We start from the raw sequence: 16367 nt of genomic DNA, 5'->3' as shown, positions 1-16367 counted from the left end.
CCACCCCCGAACGGGTTTGATGGCGATTGGACACGCGGCGACAACGGCGAGGACTGATGGCACAGGAGCAAGGCGCGTCGGGCCCGGGCGGGGATGAGGCCGGGGGGACCGCCAGCGAAGTGCCGGACTCTCCCGAGATGTGGGGAAACGCCGGGCTGGTGGGTGACGGCCGTTACCGGCTCACGCACCGCCTGGGGCGCGGCGGCATGGCGGAGGTGTTCGCCGCCGAGGACGTGCGCCTGGGCCGTACGGTCGCGGTCAAGCTGCTGCGCGCCGATCTCGCCGAGGACCCGGTCTCCAAGGCCCGCTTCACGCGCGAGGCCCAGTCGGTGGCCGGCCTGAACCACCACGCGGTGGTCGCCGTGTACGACTCCGGCGAGGAGACCGTCGGCCGCAACGTCGTCCCGTACATGGTGATGGAGCTGGTCGAGGGCCAGACCATCCGGGAAGTGCTGATGGGCGCCGAGCCGCCCACCGTCGGCCAGGCCCTGCACATCGTCTCCGGTGTGCTGGAGGCGCTCGCCTACAGCCACCAGCACGGCATCGTGCACCGTGACATCAAGCCCGCCAACGTCTCCCTCACCGACTCCGGCGCGGTGAAGGTCATGGACTTCGGCATCGCCCGTGCCCTGCACGGCGCGGCCCAGACCATGACGCAGACCGGCATGGTGATGGGCACCCCGCAGTATCTGTCCCCCGAGCAGGCGCTCGGCAAGACCATCGACACCCGCTCCGACCTGTACGCGGTCGGCTGCATGCTGTACGAGCTGCTGGCGCTGCGTCCCCCGTTCGTCGGCGAGACCCCGCTGTCCGTCGTCTACCAGCACGTCCAGGACATGCCGGCGCTGGCCTCCGAGGTCAACCCGCAGGCGCCGCCGGAGCTGGACGGCCTGGTGATGCGCTCCCTCGCCAAGGACCCGGACGACCGGTTCCAGACGGCCGAGGAGATGCGCGCGCTGGTGCAGTACGCGGTGCGGATGCTGGAGGAGCACGGCAGTCACACCGCCGGGCTGTGGAACACCGGCTCGGTGACGCCCGGCGGCACCCCGCCGATGGGCACCCCGGCCGCCTCCCGCAACGACGCGCCGACCAGCGCCATCCACACCTCGCCGCTGCTGCTGGGCCACCCCGACGCGGGCGGCGACGGGTACGACCGGTACGACGGCGGCTCCTCGGGCCGCCGCGGCCGGCGCGGGATGATGATCGTGGTGGCGGTGCTCGCCGTGGTGGGCATCGGTGTGGGCGCGTTGATCGCCGCCAACCTCGGCGACGACGGTGGGGAGAAGCCCCCCATCGACAACGAGCAGGTCAGCGACCCCACAGGCGAGGCCGACGACCCGGCGGACGACGAGGAGACGGACACCGCCGAGGAGGATCCGCCGGCCGACGACGACTTCCAGTGGAACCCGGGTGGTGGCAACTCCAACAGCAGTGGTGGCGGCGGGAGCTACGACCCGCCGGCCAACGAGGACACCGGCGAGCCGACCGACTCCGAGAACACGGACTCCGGCTCCCCCGACCCCACCGACACCTCGGCGGGCAACGGCTCGGAGGACACCGAGGGCGCGGCCGGTGAGAACAACGGCGCCGACGGTGCCGACCAGGGCGGGAGCGAGACGGACCCCTCGTCCGGGAGCACGACCACCGATCCGGGTGACGGCGGGCAGGACGCGTCCGGCGGCCCGGCGGGCGGTCCCTCCGGCGGCGGCCCGGCGGCAGGCGGCGGCGAGAGCGGTGGCCTCCTCGAGGGGTCCAGCTGACCCGGCCCGGACCCTGCACCGCCTTGACCGTCCGTACGCCCGCACGCCCCGCCGCACGGGAGTTATCCGGCCGTGCGGCGCTGCACGCCCTGGCCCGCCGGTACGGGACGGGCGAGCCGCTGTCCTGCCAGCCCCTGTCCGAGGGGCTGCTCAACCGCGGCTACCGGCTGGCCACCACCCGTGGCCGGTACTTCCTCAAGCAGCACCTGGCCGGTGACCCGGACACCGTCCTGCCGCTGCCCCGCCAGCACCGCGCCACCGCCGAACTGGCCGCCCTGGGCCTGCCCGTCGCCCCGCCGCTGGCCGACCGCGACGGCGCCACGGTCACGCTGCTGGCCGGCCACTGCTTCTCGCTGCACCCGTGGATCGACGGGCGGCACCGGGCCGGCGGCGACCTGGGCCGCGCGGACTGCCGGCGGCTGGGCGCGCTGCTGGGCCTGGTCCACCGGGCGCTGGAACGGGTCATACTGCGCACGGCCCCCGCGGGCGCGGCACCGGCCACGGGCCGGGTCACCGCGGCCTGCCCGCACGAGACGCACCAGGTGATCGACGATCTGCTCGCCCGGGTACGGCACCGGCCGCGCCGCAGCGGCTTCGACGAGCTGGCCGAGCACCGGCTGCTGGAGCGGCGCGCGCTGCTGCGGCGGTACGGGGGTCTGCGCCCGGGGGTGACCGAGATACCCGCGGCGGGGTGGGTGCACGGCGATTTCCACCCGCTGAACCTGCTGTACCGGGCGGAGGGGCCGGCCGATCCGCTGGCGATCATCGACTGGGACCGGCTGGGGATACGCCCGCGCGCGGAGGAGGCGGTGCGGGCGGCGGCGATCTTCTTCCTGCGGCCCGACGGTTCGCTGGAGCTGTCCAAGATCAGCGCGTACGCCCGGGCCTACCGCATCGCGGCGGGCGCGGATCCGGCGGAGCTGGCGGCGGCGGTGCACCGGGTGTGGTGGGAGCGGCTGAACGACTTCTGGATGCTGCGCTGGCACTACGAGCGCGGCGACACCCGCACCGATCCGCAGTTCGCGGCGGCCTCGGCCCTGGTGGTGTGGTGGACCGGGCACCGGCGGTCGGTGCGGGACGCCTTCTGCGACTGACCGGGTCGTCCCTGGTGGATCCTCGCGGTGCGGGCCGCTGCCCGGGCTGACGCCGGCGGGCGCCCCCTGTGGCCCGTCCCGCGAGGATCTGGAAGGGACGGCCTATCCGCGTGCCTCCTCGCCGCCGCGCGGGCCCAGGTCGCGTGGTGCGGGGCCGTGGTATCCGGCCAGCAGGGGCCGGGGCAGCGGGCCCTTGATGCGGGTGCCGCTCTCCTTCTCCTCCCAGGCGTGCGCCAGGATGCCGACGCTGCGGGAGAGGACGAACAGGCCGCGCCCCAGCTCGGGCGGGAAGCCGAGTTCGGCGTAGATGATGGCGGTGGCGCCGTCGATGTTCATCGGGACGGGCCGGCTCCGTCCCTCGGCCAGCGCCGCCTCCAGCGCGAGGCCGGCGGCGAGCGCGTCCCCGGGCACCTCGCCGCTCTCCACCGCCCGCGTCACCAGGGCGAGCAGCGGGTCGCGGCGCGGATCGCGCGGGTGGAAGCGGTGCCCGAAGCCGGGCAGGTACGCGCGCTTGGCCCGGTACTCGGCGACGACGGCGCGGGCGTCGTCCCCGCCGGTGATGCGGGCCAGCACCTCCATGCACTGCTGGCCGGCGCCGCCGTGCACGTCGCCGAGCAGTCCCGCGCCGGTGGCGACGGCGCTGTTGAGGCCGACGCCGCAGGTGGCGGCCATCCGGGCGGCGGCGATGGACGGCGCCTGCGGGCCGTGGTCGACGGCCGCCACGAGCGCGGCCTCCAGCAGCCGGCCCTGGACGGGGGTGGGCAGGTCGCCGCGCAGCAGCAGCCAGATCTGTTCGGCGAAGGTGATGTCGCCGATGAGCTGCTCGACGGGGTAGCCGCGCAGCAGGATCTCGCCGGGGCGGATGCGGCTGACGGCCGTGGACCAGTAGTCGGTGACGGCGGTCTCGGTGCGGTCGGCCGGGGTGTCGCGCGTGCGGTCGGCCGCGGTGCCGCCGGTGCTGTCGGCGTGCTCGCTCATATCGCGCCCCGTTCCCTGAGTTCGTCGATGTCCGCCGCGCTGTAGCCGAGTTCGGCGAGGACGGTGTCGGTGTGTTCGCCCAGCAGCGGCGGTCTGGCCGGGGGCACCGGGGGCGCGCCGTCCACCCGCAGGGGCCCGCCCAGGACCCGCAGCGGGCGGTCCCGGTCGCCGGGGAAGGGCAGTTCGTGGACGAAGTCCCGTTCCGCGAGCTGGTCCAGGTCCAGCGCGTCGGGCACGGACAGCACCCGGGCGGCCGGGACCCCGGCGGCGGACAGGATCTCCTCCCACGCGGCGGCCCCGCGCGCGGCCAGCGCCGACTCCAGCTCGGCGCGCAGCTCCTCGCGGTGGGTCTTGCGGTCGGCGGGGTGTGCGAACCGGGCGTCGGTGATCAGATCCTCCCGGCCGGTGAGCCGGCACAGGGTGGCGTACTGCTGCTGCCGGTTGGCGGCGATGTTGAGGTGTCCGTCCGCGGTGCGGAAGGTGCCCGAGGGGGCGGCGGTGAAGTTCTCGTTGCCCATCGGCTGCGGCGCGCGGCCGGTGATGAGGTAGTTGGAGGTCACCCAGCCCAGGGCGGTGAGCGCCGACTCCAGCATGGAGACGTCGACGAACGCGCCTTCGCCCGTCCGGCCGCGCCGTACCAGGGCGGCGGTGACGGCGTACGCGGCGGCCATGCCGCCCAGGGTGTCGGCGACCGGGAAGCCGGCCCGCAGCGGCGCGGTGTCCGGGGTGCCGGTGACGCTCATCATGCCGCTGAGGCCCTGGATGATCTGGTCGTAGGCGGGCCGGTCGCGCAGTGGTCCGGTCTGGCCGAAGCCGGAGATGGCGCAGTAGACGAGTGCGGGGTTCTCGGCGCGCAGTGTCTCCCACCCCAGGCCGAGCCGGTCCAGGACGCCGGGGCGGAAGTTCTCCAGCAGGACGTCGGCGGTGCGCACGGCGCGCAGCAGGGCGGCGCGGCCCTCGGGGTCCTTCAGGTTGAGGGTGAGGGAGCGCTTTCCGCCGTTCTGGGCGAGGAAGGAGGCGCCCAGCAGCTCCTCGGACAGGGTGCGGTCGGCGCCGAGCTGGCGGGCGAGGTCGCCGCTGCCGGGCATCTCGACCTTGATGACGTCGGCGCCCTGGAGTGCGAGCTGGTAGCCGGCGAACGGGCCCGCCAGGACGTTGGTGAGGTCCAGGACGCGGACGCCGTCGAGCAGCGGGGTGGGGGGCGTCATCAGGCGGTGCCTCCGATCGAGCCGAGGGCGGTGAGCGCCCGGGCGGTGTCCAGCAGGGCGGGGACGAAGCCGGCGATGGCCTCGTCGGTGAACCGGACGGTGGGCCCGCCCAGCGCGACGGCCGCCACCAGCCGGCCGGCGGCGTCGAAGACGGGGGCGGCGGCGCCGGACACCCCGGGCTCGCGCTCGCCGTGGCTGACGGACCAGCCGCGCGCGGCGGCGCGCCGGGCGCGTTCCCCGAGGGTGTCGGCCCATTCGCGGTGCGGTCCGTGGGCGGCGACGGCGGTGATCTCGGCGGGTTCGGCGCGGGAGAGCAGGACGTGCGAGGCGGCGCCGGCCCACAGCGGCATCTCGGCGCCGACCCGCACGACGTGGCGCAGGGTGCGGTTGCCCTCGTGGCGGGCGACGCAGACCCGGACGTCGCGCTGCCGTACGTACAGGCCGATGCTCTCGCCGCCGCTGGCCTCGCTCAGTTCGCGCAGCCGTTGCAGGGCCTCCTCGGGCAGCTGCCAGGTGGTGCGGGCGAGTTCGGCCCAGCGCAGGAGTCCGGGGCCGGGGACGGTGCGGCCGTCACCGCGGCTCCACAGCAGGCCGCACTGTTCGAGGGTGTGGACCAGGCGCACCACGGTGGACTTGGGGAGACCGGTGGCGGTGACCAGCTCCCGGACCGAGCGGCTGGGGTGTTCTGCGTCGTAGAGGGCGAGCAGATCCACGGCGCGTTGCACGCTGCGGACCCCGCCCTGGTCGGTTTCCGGCATGGCGGCATCACATCATCGAACCGCTGAACGGCACAAGTGTTCCACCTGGTGGTACGGGCAGATCAGTGCCGCACCGTGGCCAGCGTCGGGGTCAGCCGCAGATAGTGCGGGGCGGCGGGATGCGGGGGGAAGGCGCCCCGCTCGCCCGGCGAGGGGACCAGCGCGCGGGCGGTGCCGATCACCTGCACCCCCCAGGGGTGCAGCGACTCGCCGGCGTCCCGGCTGTTGGTCTCGTACGCCACCACCGTGCCGTCGATCAGCCGCCCGCCCTCCAGGGCGCCGGCGGCGATGCGCAGCAGCACCGTCCTGCCGTCGTCCGCCAGCCGGTGCCAGGCGGGGACGATGTACGGCAGGGCGTGCCGGGTCACCGCGGCCCGGCCGTGCGGGGCGCGCGGCAGCAGCCGCAGAGCCTGGGTCAGCTGGTCATCGGCGGGTGGAACGGCATACATGTCCCCCACCCTGCCCGCGCGCGCCACGCGCCCACACGGGGGAAAGGTCCCGGGGGCGGGGGGCGAACGGCCCTATTCCGGGGCGCCGCCCGTGCTCCCCGCGCCGCGCCGGCTCTCGCGTTCGGCCTGCCGCCGGGCGACGAACGCGGCGGCCTGGGAACGGCGTTCCATGCCCAGCTTGGACAGCAGGCTGGAGACGTAGTTCTTGATGGTCTTCTCGGCCAGGTGCAGCCGCTCGCCGATCGCCCGGTTGGTCAGCCCCTCGCCGATCAGATCCAGGATCCGCCGCTCCTGGTCGGTCAGCCGGGCGGTGCGGTCGTCGGGCGCGTCCTCGGTGGTGCCGCCGCGCAGCCGCTCCAGCACCCGCTGGGTGGCGACCGGGTCCAGCAGGGACTTCCCGGCGGCCACGTCCCGCACCGCGGACAGCAGCTCCGTGCCCCGGATGGCTTTCAGGACATAGCCGGCGGCGCCCGCCATGATCGCGTCGAACAGGGCCTCGTCGTCCGCGTAGGAGGTGAGCATCAGGCAGGCGATGGACTCGTCGCGCGAGCGGATCTCGCGGCAGACCTCCACCCCGCTGCCGTCCGGGAGGCGGACGTCCAGGACGGCCACGTCGGGGCGGGTGGCCGGGATCCGGACCAGCGCGTCGGCGGCGGTGCCGGCCTCGCCGACCACCTCGATGTCCGATTCCATCGACAGCAGCTCGTGCACCCCGCGCCGGACCACCTCGTGGTCATCAAGCAGGAATACAGTGATTTTTCCGTCTTCGGGCACGGGCTCAGTTTCACACAGCTCCCCGAACGCCGCCCCGCATCACCCGTGCATCACCCTTCCGCTCCGCCGGGTGGCGGGGATAACGTGCGCATGTCCCAGGCACTTGCGAGGCTGTGACCACGGTGTTTTCCGCGGATCGTCCCCACCCTCCGCGATTTACTTGGAAATCCAGGTAAATCCGCAGGTCAGGGGTGGTTTCGCGGCTTGTGAGCACAATGGGTACCGTGCTTCTAGCGGGCCGCCGGACGGGACAATCCAGTACCGCTCGGATCCGTCCGCGCCGCACCCGACCCCGTGCGCCGTACGGGGCCGAGCGAGCCGCACTGGCTGCCCGGACGACCCCGGGAGCCGGACCGACGGAGGAGCAAGTGACCGTGGAGAGCACCGCCGAACGCGGCACGCCGCGCCGGGGCACCGCCGCCAAGAAGACGGCCGCCAAAAAGACCGCGGCGAAGAAAACCGCGGCGAAGAAGACCGCGGCCACCAAGGCGCCGGCCAAGAAGAGCGCGGGCAAGAAGACCGCGGGCGAGAAGGCGGCCACCGCGCGGCGGACGACGGCCCGGGGCACGGCGGCCGGCGGCCCGCAGGACCGGCCCGCCATGGTCCAGCTGCTCACTCCCGAGGGTGAACGCGTCGAGCATCCCGACTACGCGCTGGACCTGGACGCCGACGGGCTGCGCGGCCTCTACCGCGACATGGTGCTCACCCGCCGCTTCGACGCCGAGGCCACCTCCCTCCAGCGCCAGGGCGAGCTGGGCCTGTGGCCCTCGCTGCTGGGCCAGGAGGCCGCCCAGATCGGTTCGGGCCGGGCCCTGCGCCCGGACGACTACGTCTTCCCGACCTACCGCGAGCACGGCGTCGCCTGGTGCCGCGGGGTGGACCCCACCAACCTGCTGGGCATGTTCCGGGGCGTCAACCACGGCGGCTGGGACCCCAGCGACAACAACTTCCACCTCTACACGATCGTCATCGGCTCCCAGGCCCTGCACGCCACCGGTTACGCCATGGGAGTGGCCAAGGACGGCGCGGACTCCGCCGTCATCGCCTACTTCGGTGACGGTGCCTCCAGCCAGGGCGACGTGGCGGAGGCGTTCACCTTCTCCGCCGTCTACAACGCGCCGATCGTCTTCTTCTGCCAGAACAACCAGTGGGCCATCTCCGAGCCCACCGAACGGCAGACCCGGGTGCCCCTCTACCAGCGCGCGGCCGGCTACGGCTTCCCCGGGGTGCGGGTGGACGGCAACGACGTGCTGGCGGTGCTCGCCGTGACCCGCGCCGCCGTCGAGCGCGCCCGCTCCGGCGAGGGCCCGATGCTCGTCGAGGCGTTCACCTACCGGATGGGCGCCCACACCACCTCGGACGATCCGACCCGCTACCGCCCCGACGACGAGCTGGCCCAGTGGGAGGCCAAGGACCCGATCCTGCGGCTGCGCCGCCACCTCGACCTGACCGGCGCGGCGGACGACGCGTTCTACGCGGCGGTCGAGGAGGAGAGCGACGTGCTGGGGCGCCGGGTGCGGGAGACCATCCGCACCATGCCGGACCCCGACAGCATGGCCATCTTCGAGAACGTGTACGCGGACGGCCACGCCCTGGTCGACGAGGAACGCGCCCAGTACGCCGCGTACCTCGCCTCGTTCGAGCCGGAGGAGAACTGACATGGCCGACTCGGCGACAGCCAAGCTGCCGATTGCCAAGGCGCTGAACACCGCGCTGCGCAACGCCCTGGAGTCCGACCCCAAGGTCCTGGTCATGGGCGAGGACGTCGGCAAGCTGGGCGGCGTCTTCCGGATCACCGACGGCCTCCAGAAGGACTTCGGCGAGGAGCGGGTCATCGACACCCCGCTCGCCGAGTCCGGCATCATCGGCACCGCGATCGGCCTCGCGCTGCGTGGCTACCGGCCGGTGGCGGAGATCCAGTTCGACGGTTTCGTCTTCCCCGCCTACGACCAGATCGTCACCCAGCTGGCCAAGATGCACGCGCGCTCACTGGGCAAGGTCAAGCTGCCGGTCGTCATCCGCATCCCGTACGCGGGCGGCATCGGCGCGGTGGAGCACCACAGCGAATCGCCCGAGGCGCTGTTCGCGCACGTCGCCGGGCTCAAGATCGTCTCCCCCTCGAACGCCGACGACGCCTACTGGATGCTGCGCCAGGCCATCGAGTGCGACGACCCGGTGATCTTCTTCGAGCCCAAGTCCCGCTACTGGGACAAGGGCGAGGTCAACACGTCCGGCATCCCCGGGCCGCTGCACGCGGCGCGCGTGGTGCGCCCCGGCTCTGACCTCACCCTGGTGGCGTACGGGCCGACCGTGCGCACCGCGCTCCAGGCGGCGGCGGTCGCGCAGGAGGAGGGCCGGTCGGTGGAGGTGATCGACCTGCGTTCGATCTCCCCGATCGACTTCGACACCGTGCAGCGCTCCGTGGAGAAGACGGGCCGGCTGGTGACGGTGCACGAGGCGCCGGTGTTCTTCGGGGCCGGGGCGGAAGTGGCCGCGCGGATATCAGAACGGTGCTTTTATCATCTGGAAGCCCCGGTGCTGCGGGTGGGCGGCTTCCACTCCCCGTATCCGCCGGCGCGACTTGAGGAGGACTACCTCCCCGGGCTCGACAGGGTGCTCGACAGTGTCGACCGCTCGCTGGCGTACTGAGAGAGGCTGAGGAGCGTCGTGACGATGGCTGCTGTGACCCAGCGCTACCGCGAATTCAAGATGCCCGACGTGGGAGAGGGCCTCACCGAGGCCGAGATCCTCAGGTGGCACGTTCAGCCCGGTGACACGGTGAGCGACGGCCAGGTGGTCGTGGAGGTCGAGACCGCCAAGGCCGCCGTGGAACTGCCCATCCCCTTCGACGGGACGGTGCACGAGCTGCTGTGGGCGGAGGGCGACACCGTCGATGTGGGCTCGCCGATCATCACGGTGGACACCGCCCCCGGTGAGCCGCCGGAGGCACCGGCCGGCGCCGCGCCGGAACCGGCGGCGGCCGAGCCCGCGCCCGCCCCCGAGCAGCCGGGGGAGGAGCCCGGGCCGGAGAAGCCGCCGGCCCGGCAGCCGGTGCTCGTCGGCTACGGCGTCTCCACCGCCGCCACCAAGCGCCGCCCGCGCAAGGCGCCGGCGGCCGCCGTACCGGAGCCGGCCGCCGCACCCGAGCAGGCACCCGCGCCCGCGTCCGTGCCCGCCGCCGGCGGCAAGCCGCTGGCCAAGCCGCCGGTGCGCAAGCTCGCCAAGGACCTGGGCATCGACCTGCGGGTGGTCCGGCCGACCGGCCCCGAGGGCACGATCACCCGCGAGGACGTCCAGGCCGCCGCCGTGCCCGCGCCGCAGCCGGCCGGCACCGGGGCCGTACCCGAGCCGGAGCGGGAGACGGAGGCCGCGGCCCCCGTCCCGGCCGCCGGCGAGCGCCGCGTCCCGATCCGGGGCGTGCGCAAGGCGACCGCCCAGGCGATGGTGGGCAGCGCCTTCACCGCGCCGCACGTCACCGAGTTCATCACGGTCGATGTCACCCGCACCATGAAGCTGGTGGCCCGGCTCAAGGAGGACCCGGACCTGGCGGGCGTACGGGTCAACCCGCTGCTGATCATCGCCAGGGCGCTGCTGGTCGCGCTGCGCCGCAACCCCGACGCGCACGCCGCCTGGGACGAGGCCAACCAGGAGATCGTCTACAAGGACGCCGTCAACCTGGGCATCGCGGCGGCGACCCCGCGCGGGCTGCTCGTGCCCAACATCAAGGACGCGGGCCGCAAGACGCTCGCCGAGCTGGCCACCGCGATCGGCGAACTGGTCTCCACGGCGCGCGAGGGCCGGACCACCCCCGCAGACATGCAGGGCGGCACCGTCACCATCACCAATGTCGGGGTCTTCGGCGTCGACAGCGGCACCCCGATCCTCAACCCCGGGGAATCCGCGATCCTCGCCGTCGGCGCGATCAAGGCCCAGCCCTGGGTGCACAAGGGCAAGGTCAAGCCCCGCCAGGTCACCACCCTGGCGCTGTCCTTCGACCACCGCCTGATCGACGGCGAACTCGGCTCGCGGCTGCTGGCCGACATCGCGGGCGTCCTGGAACACCCCAGGCGCCTGCTCACCTGGGGCTGACCGCCCCGGGCGGGTCACACCGGAACGGCGGAAAGGCGCCGGCCCCCAGGGGCCGGCGCCTTTCTCGTTCCTCGTGGGTGTCGCCCGTCAGAGGTAGGGACCCGAGCGTGCCGGGCCGTGCGGATCGGCGGGGTGCTCACCCTCGTCGGGCAGCGCCCCGGGCGGCAGCGCCCGGCGCATCTGCTCCAGCTGGGCGCGGGCCGCCATCTGCTGGGCGAACAGCGCCGTCTGGATGCCGTGGAAGAGCCCCTCCAGCCAGCCGACCAGCTGCGCCTGGGCGATCCGCAGCTCCGCCTCGGTGGGCAGCCGGTCGTCCGTGAACGGCAGCGAGAGCCGTTCCAGCTCCTGCACCAGCTCCGGGGCGAGACCCTCCTCCAGCTCCTTCACGGAGCTGGAGTGGATCTCCTTGAGCCGGTACCGGCTGGCCTCGTCCAGCGGGGCCGCCTTGACCTCTTCCAGCAGCTGCTTGATCATGCTGCCGATCCGCATGACCTTCGCCGGCTGCTCCACCATCTCCGTCACGGGAACCTCGGAGTGCTCGTCGCCGCCGCCCTCGCCCTCGCGCGGGGCGGCACCGGCGAGCGCCATGCCGTCCGGCCCCACGACCAGGACCTGTGGGTTCTGGTTCTGGCTCTCCTGAGAGGGTTCATTCCTCGGCTGAGTCATACCTCCATCATGCAATGAAGGTCACCCCGCGCGTCGGGCGAGGGTCACCCGGGAGCGGGTGAGCAGCGCGGCGAAGACCAGCGCGATGAGCGGCACGACCACGATGAGCTGGCCGAAGGTCTCCCACGGCAGCGCCAGGTGCAGCTCGGGACGCTCGCCCACCTGCCAGCCGGCGGCGAGATCCTCCTTCCACCAGCTGAGCCGGTCCTGGTAGTTGGCCAGTACCAGGCCCACCGCCGGGACGAGCCCCGACAGGCATCCCAGCACCACCCCCATCGCGGCGATCAGTCCGCACTGGAGTCCGGAGAGGGTACGCCGGATGCGGGGTGCCGCGCCGACCGCCGCGAGGGTGGCCAGGTCCGCCTCGGAGTCCGCCTGGGCCAGACCGGTGGCGATGCCCGCCGCGCCCAGCGCGATGACGGTGGCGGCGAGGGCGATGATCAGCATCGCCGCCGAGTTGTCGGCCTTGAAGCCGTTCTCGATCCGCCAGTCGGTGGCGGCGAGCGTCAGGTCGTCGATCTCACCGCGGAACGCCTGCTCCTCCGCGCTGGTGGGCACGTGCGAGGTGGCGTAGTAGCTGCCGGCGAACGTGGTGGCCAGGCCCGCCTTCTCGGCGGTCTCCGGGGTGATCAGCGCGTCGACGCCGTAGCCGTTGCCCTCCACGAGCCGGCTGTCGGGCAGGACCGCGACGTCGGTGGGCTTCTCGCTGTCCCAGTTGTCGTACAGGTTGAGGGTGACGGTGCCGTCGTCTTCGATGCGGTTGGTGTCGAAGACCAGGGCCCCGCCGTTCTCCAGCGTCTCCCGGTATTCGGGGCGGTCGATGCCCAGGACCTTGAGGATGGTGGCGTCGCCCACGGCGATCGAGCCGAGGTTGCTCAGGCCCCAGCCGCCGTCGCTGTTCCACATGCACCGCTCGTCCTGGCGGAGTTCGCGCATCTCCTCCTCGGTGTGGTCCGAGTCCTCCTCCCACAGCGGGCAGATCTTCTCGGGCGGGGTGACCACCTCGATGTAGCAGTCGGAGAGGTTGTTGCCCCACTCGTCGCGGGCACCGGACCCGCAGGCGGGCAGCGCGGGCACGGCCGAGGACAGGTCGGCGCGATCGGTGACGGGCAGTGTCTTGTCGGCGGCGGCGCGCAGCGGGTCCAGCTGGTCCTCGCCGGCGTTCCACACGGTGAGGGCGACGGTGCCGTCCGGCAGGTCGGGGATGTATCCGGCGCGCTGGTCCGCCTCGCCGCTGGCGATGATGGTGGCCACCGCGACCGCACCGGCGGTGGCGGCGAGCACGGCGGCGACGGCGGGCGCCGTACGGCCCCGGTTGCGGGCGGCGTCGCGCATGGCCAGGCGCCCGGACAGCGGGAGGAAGCGGGCGAGCCGGCCCAAGCCGCCGACCAGCAGCGGGGTGAGTGCCACCAGGCCGAGTTCGGCGATGACGGCGCCGACACCGACCATCTCGATGCTGCTCATCGACAGGCCGCCGAACAGCGCGAGGGAGGTGCCGCCGATGAGGGCGATGGTTCCGGCGATGGGCAGCGCCCTGCTGCCGCGGCGCACGCCCTTGGTGCCGGTGAGCGATTCCAGGACGGAGGAGCGGGAGGCGTTGATGGCGGGGATGAGGGCGGCCAGCGTGCCGATGAAGACGGCGAAGGCCGCGACGCCGAGCAGTTCCGCCCAGCGGAAGTCCCAGGCGCCGAACCGGGCGCCGTTCATGCTCTCCAGGAAGGGCCTGGCGAGGAAGACGGCGAGGATGCCCAGGATGATGCCGGCCACGGCCGCCACGGCGCCGAGCACGACACCGCTGGAGAGCATGATGGCGCGCAGCTGGGCCTGGTCGCCCCCGTTGGAGCCCACCAGGCCGAGCTGGCGGCGGGAGCGGCGGGCGCCGACCGCGAAGGCGGGGCCTGCCAGCAGGCAGATCTCCAGGACGACCAGGGCGATGGCGACGCCGAGCACGGCGTAGAGCTCGGCCTCCCCGCCGGAGCTCCAGCGGTGGTAGTCGGCGCGCTGGACCAGCGGGATCTCGCTGTCCGCCGGCGGGTTCAGGTGCACCTGGCGGGAGAGGACCTTCAGCCCGTGGGTGTTGGCCTCCATGACCGTGTCCCAGCTGACGCCCCCGTCCACGGCGACCAGGTAGCGGGCGTCGTCCCCGCCGTCCTCGCGGGGCAGCAGCGGCAGCAGCGTGTCGTTGAGCGCCAGCAGCTCGGTGGACTTCAGGTCGTTGGGCAGCTCGTAGGAGCCGGTGATGCGGACGGTCCGGTCGATCTCGGGGAGTTCGACGTCCTCCCCGACCCGCAGCCCGCTGTCCCTCAGGAACTGCTCGGTGGCGGCCACCTCACCGGGGCCGGCCGGCCACTCGCCGCTGAGCAGGGTGTACTTGCCGCGGCTGAGCGGGTCGGCGGGGTCCGTCTCCTGGATGTCGGCCCACATGACGCCGTAGTCGGTGGTGACGTCCGCGTACCCGGTGCGCTCGCGCAGCACGGTGGCGCCGTCCGGGAGGTGGTCCTCGATGCGGAAGTCCGCGGCTTCGGCCCCGGCCTCGGGCTCCTCGCCGCGGGCGTTGTCGTCCTCCTCCCAGGAGGAGGACCACAGGTCGTCGTTGGTCGGGTGCTGCATGATCGGGGTGCCGGCCTCGTACACCTGGTACTCGGCGTCGGCGGTGCCGATCTGGCGGGCCAGGCTCTCCTCGGTGGAGAGCTGGTTGGTGCGCACGGCCAGGTCGGCGCCGGCCACGCCCAGGATGGGCAGCGCGATCATGGCCACGACCAGGGCGCTGCGGCCCTTGGCGCGCAGCGCGTCGCGGCGGGCGATGCGCAGTCCGAGCCGCCAGCGGTTGAGCGTGCGATTCACTGCGCCACCTCGCCGGTGAGCAGCGACTCGGCGGACGGGGAGACGGTCTGGTCGACCATGGAGCCGTCGCGCAGGAAGACGACGCGGTCGGCCCAGGCGGCGTACCGGGACTCGTGGGTGACCATGACCCCGGCCGCGCCCTGGTCGCAGCGCTTGCGCAGCAGGGCGAGCACGGCCTCGCCGGTCTCGGAGTCGAGGGCGCCGGTGGGCTCGTCGGACAGGACCAGGCGGCGGTCGCCGACGAGGGCGCGGGCGATGGCGACGCGCTGGCGCTGGCCGCCGGACATCTCGTCGGGGAAGCGGTCGGCGACGTCGACGAGGTTGATCTCCTCCAGCGCGGCGAGGGCTTCCTTGCGGGCGGCGCGGGCGGATATGCCGTCGAGTTCGCGGGGGAGCGCGATGTTCTCGGCCGCGGTGAGGGCCGGGATGAGGTTGTAGTCCTGGAAGACGTAGCCGATGCTGGTGCGCCGGATCTTGGCGAGCTGGCTCTTGGTGAGGGCGCCGAGGTCGGTGCCCTCGATGAGGACCTGGCCGCTGGAGGCGGTGTCCAGACCGCCGGCCAGGGTGAGCAGGGTGGACTTGCCGGAGCCGGAGGGGCCCATGACGGCGACGAATTCACCGGCCCGGACGGTGAGGTCGATGTTGTCCAGTGCCCGGACGGTGGTGACGCCGGTGCCGTGCACGCGGCTGAGGGCGCGCAGCTCCAGGACGGGCGTGTTGCCGTTGGCGGTGGTGTTCGGGCTGGTCATGCGGTGCTTCCCCCGGTGATGTGGTGGTGATCGCGGTGATCGGTGTGCTGTGCGTGGTGGACGTGTTCGTCGGCGCCGTTGTCATCGGGCTCGGTCCCGGTCAGCGGCCTCGCGGGGCGCCGGGCCGCGAGGCGCAGCAGTCGGGACTCGCAGTGGTCCAGCCAGCGCGCCTCGGCCTCGGCGGAGAAGATGAGTTGTTCCAGGACCAGCAGCCAGGCGATCTCCTCGCCGGACTCGGGGCCGCCGTCGGCGAGCGCCTGGGCCTTGAGGCGGGTGTAGTCCTGCATGGCCTTGAGGGTGTGGCGGCGCTGGGCCTGGATGATGCCGGCCACGTCGACGCCCTCGGTGCCCACGGCCATGGCGAGCTTGATGGCGAGTTCGTCGCGGGAGGGGTGGGTGCGGTCGACGGGCTGCCGGTACCATTCGGCGAGCTCGCGGCGTCCGGACTCGGTGATGCGGTAGCGCTGCTGCTTGCCGTCGCGTTCACCGGCGGGCTCGATGAGCGTGTCACGTTCGAGGCGGCCGAGGGTCGTGTAGACCTGGCCGATGTTGAGCGGCCAGGTGGCGCCGGTGCGGGACTCGAATTCGGCGCGCAGCTGGGAACCGTACTTCGGGCCGTGGTCGAGGAGGGCCAGCAGGCCGTAGCGGATGGACATACCGCGTATGTATACCGAGTATGTTCCCCCCTTGGCAAACCGGCGGGCGTCTTGTTACACGTCAGATACGCCGCAGTCGCAGTGCCAGGACGCCAAGGCCCGCGCCCAGGCAGGCCAGTCCGGCCCCGAGCGGCAGGACGGGCAGCACCTCGCCGCCCCGTACCACCGGGTCCGCCTCGCGGTACGGGGCCGGCTCACCGCGCTGCTGGCCGACGCTGTGGTCGGCGGCCCCGTCCGCGTGGGCGGCCGGGACCGCCAGCACGAGAAGGGTGGCGAGCGCCGCCGCGATCATGATGACTTCCGTCCACACCCACACCCTCACGGCGCTCGATCCTCCGTAGA

Annotated in this window: 15 protein-coding genes; 5 read left to right on the top strand and 10 right to left on the bottom strand. The window is 73.2% G+C overall.

Translation table 11 applies throughout. The annotated features are described in order from the left end of the window. Window positions 1–56 precede the first annotated feature (56 nt). Both H7827_RS14380 and H7827_RS14375 read left to right on the top strand, forming a co-directional pair. Window positions 57–1760 (top strand): protein kinase domain-containing protein, encoded by a 1704-nt coding sequence (locus tag H7827_RS14380; protein WP_432745562.1) that lies wholly within the window; start codon window positions 57–59, stop codon window positions 1758–1760. A gap of 23 nt (window positions 1761–1783) precedes the next feature. Beyond that, window positions 1784–2854, top strand: a complete 1071-nt coding sequence (locus H7827_RS14375; RefSeq protein WP_432745560.1) for a phosphotransferase — start codon at window positions 1784–1786, stop codon at window positions 2852–2854. Between the two features lie 102 nt (window positions 2855–2956). Here the strand turns inward: H7827_RS14375 and H7827_RS14370 are convergent, their stop codons facing one another. The 5 genes from H7827_RS14370 to H7827_RS14350 all read right to left on the bottom strand — a co-directional run bounded on the left by H7827_RS14370 (window position 2957) and on the right by H7827_RS14350 (window position 7021). After that, entirely contained in the window at window positions 2957–3832 is an 876-nt protein-coding gene (locus H7827_RS14370) for a citryl-CoA lyase (protein WP_432745558.1), read from the bottom strand. Beyond that, entirely contained in the window at window positions 3829–5040 is a 1212-nt protein-coding gene (locus H7827_RS14365; protein WP_432745556.1) for a CaiB/BaiF CoA transferase family protein, read from the bottom strand. The genes H7827_RS14370 and H7827_RS14365 overlap by 4 nt, the downstream gene beginning before the upstream one ends. Next, window positions 5040–5798, bottom strand: a complete 759-nt coding sequence (locus H7827_RS14360) for an IclR family transcriptional regulator (RefSeq protein WP_432745554.1) — start codon at window positions 5796–5798, stop codon at window positions 5040–5042. Before H7827_RS14360 ends, H7827_RS14365 begins: the two co-directional genes overlap by 1 nt. 62 nt (window positions 5799–5860) lie before the next feature. After that, window positions 5861–6247 (bottom strand): pyridoxamine 5'-phosphate oxidase family protein, encoded by a 387-nt coding sequence (locus H7827_RS14355; RefSeq protein ID WP_386537690.1) that lies wholly within the window; start codon window positions 6245–6247, stop codon window positions 5861–5863. A gap of 72 nt (window positions 6248–6319) precedes the next feature. Beyond that, complete coding sequence (locus tag H7827_RS14350; protein WP_200365900.1) at window positions 6320–7021, bottom strand: response regulator; 702 nt, start codon at window positions 7019–7021, stop codon at window positions 6320–6322. 368 nt (window positions 7022–7389) lie between these two features. On the opposite strand from H7827_RS14350, the gene pdhA reads away from it, so the two are divergent. Genes pdhA through H7827_RS14335 form a run of 3 tightly spaced genes read left to right on the top strand, consistent with a single transcriptional unit; the run spans window position 7390 to window position 11110 of the window. After that, window positions 7390–8679: a pyruvate dehydrogenase (acetyl-transferring) E1 component subunit alpha gene (pdhA, locus tag H7827_RS14345; protein WP_432745552.1), complete on the top strand. Its 1290-nt coding sequence runs from the start codon at window positions 7390–7392 to the stop codon at window positions 8677–8679. 1 nt (window position 8680) lies between these two features. Next, entirely contained in the window at window positions 8681–9670 is a 990-nt protein-coding gene (locus tag H7827_RS14340) for an alpha-ketoacid dehydrogenase subunit beta (RefSeq protein ID WP_386537693.1), read from the top strand. Between the two features lie 24 nt (window positions 9671–9694). Further along, a complete protein-coding gene (locus tag H7827_RS14335; RefSeq protein WP_432745550.1) occupies window positions 9695–11110 on the top strand; it encodes a dihydrolipoamide acetyltransferase family protein in 1416 nt (471 codons plus the stop codon). Between the two features lie 87 nt (window positions 11111–11197). Here H7827_RS14335 and H7827_RS14330 read toward each other — a convergent pair whose 3' ends face one another. The 5 genes from H7827_RS14330 to H7827_RS14310 all read right to left on the bottom strand — a co-directional run bounded on the left by H7827_RS14330 (window position 11198) and on the right by H7827_RS14310 (window position 16347). Further along, window positions 11198–11776, bottom strand: a complete 579-nt coding sequence (locus H7827_RS14330; protein WP_200365895.1) for a bacterial proteasome activator family protein — start codon at window positions 11774–11776, stop codon at window positions 11198–11200. Window positions 11777–11797: 21 nt separating this feature from the next. Further along, window positions 11798–14620 (bottom strand): ABC transporter permease, encoded by a 2823-nt coding sequence (locus tag H7827_RS14325; RefSeq protein WP_432745548.1) that lies wholly within the window; start codon window positions 14618–14620, stop codon window positions 11798–11800. Beyond that, window positions 14617–15369 carry an ABC transporter ATP-binding protein gene (locus H7827_RS14320; protein WP_432745546.1) on the bottom strand — a complete coding sequence of 251 codons (753 nt, stop codon included), beginning with the start codon at window positions 15367–15369 and terminating at the stop codon, window positions 14617–14619. The genes H7827_RS14325 and H7827_RS14320 overlap by 4 nt, the downstream gene beginning before the upstream one ends. Then, window positions 15366–16025, bottom strand: a complete 660-nt coding sequence (locus H7827_RS14315) for a PadR family transcriptional regulator (RefSeq protein WP_432745544.1) — start codon at window positions 16023–16025, stop codon at window positions 15366–15368. The genes H7827_RS14320 and H7827_RS14315 overlap by 4 nt, the downstream gene beginning before the upstream one ends. 61 nt (window positions 16026–16086) lie before the next feature. Then, window positions 16087–16347 carry a hypothetical protein gene (locus H7827_RS14310; protein WP_432745542.1) on the bottom strand — a complete coding sequence of 87 codons (261 nt, stop codon included), beginning with the start codon at window positions 16345–16347 and terminating at the stop codon, window positions 16087–16089. Between the last annotated feature and the right edge of the window lie 20 nt (window positions 16348–16367).

Origin of the sequence: Streptomyces sp. JH002, assembly GCF_050916115.1 — a bacterium.
GTDB classification, from domain to species: Bacteria; Actinomycetota; Actinomycetes; order Streptomycetales; family Streptomycetaceae; genus Streptomyces; species Streptomyces xiamenensis.
Note: the sequence above shows the minus strand (reverse complement) of the source record. Positions and strands in the feature narration are given on the sequence as shown.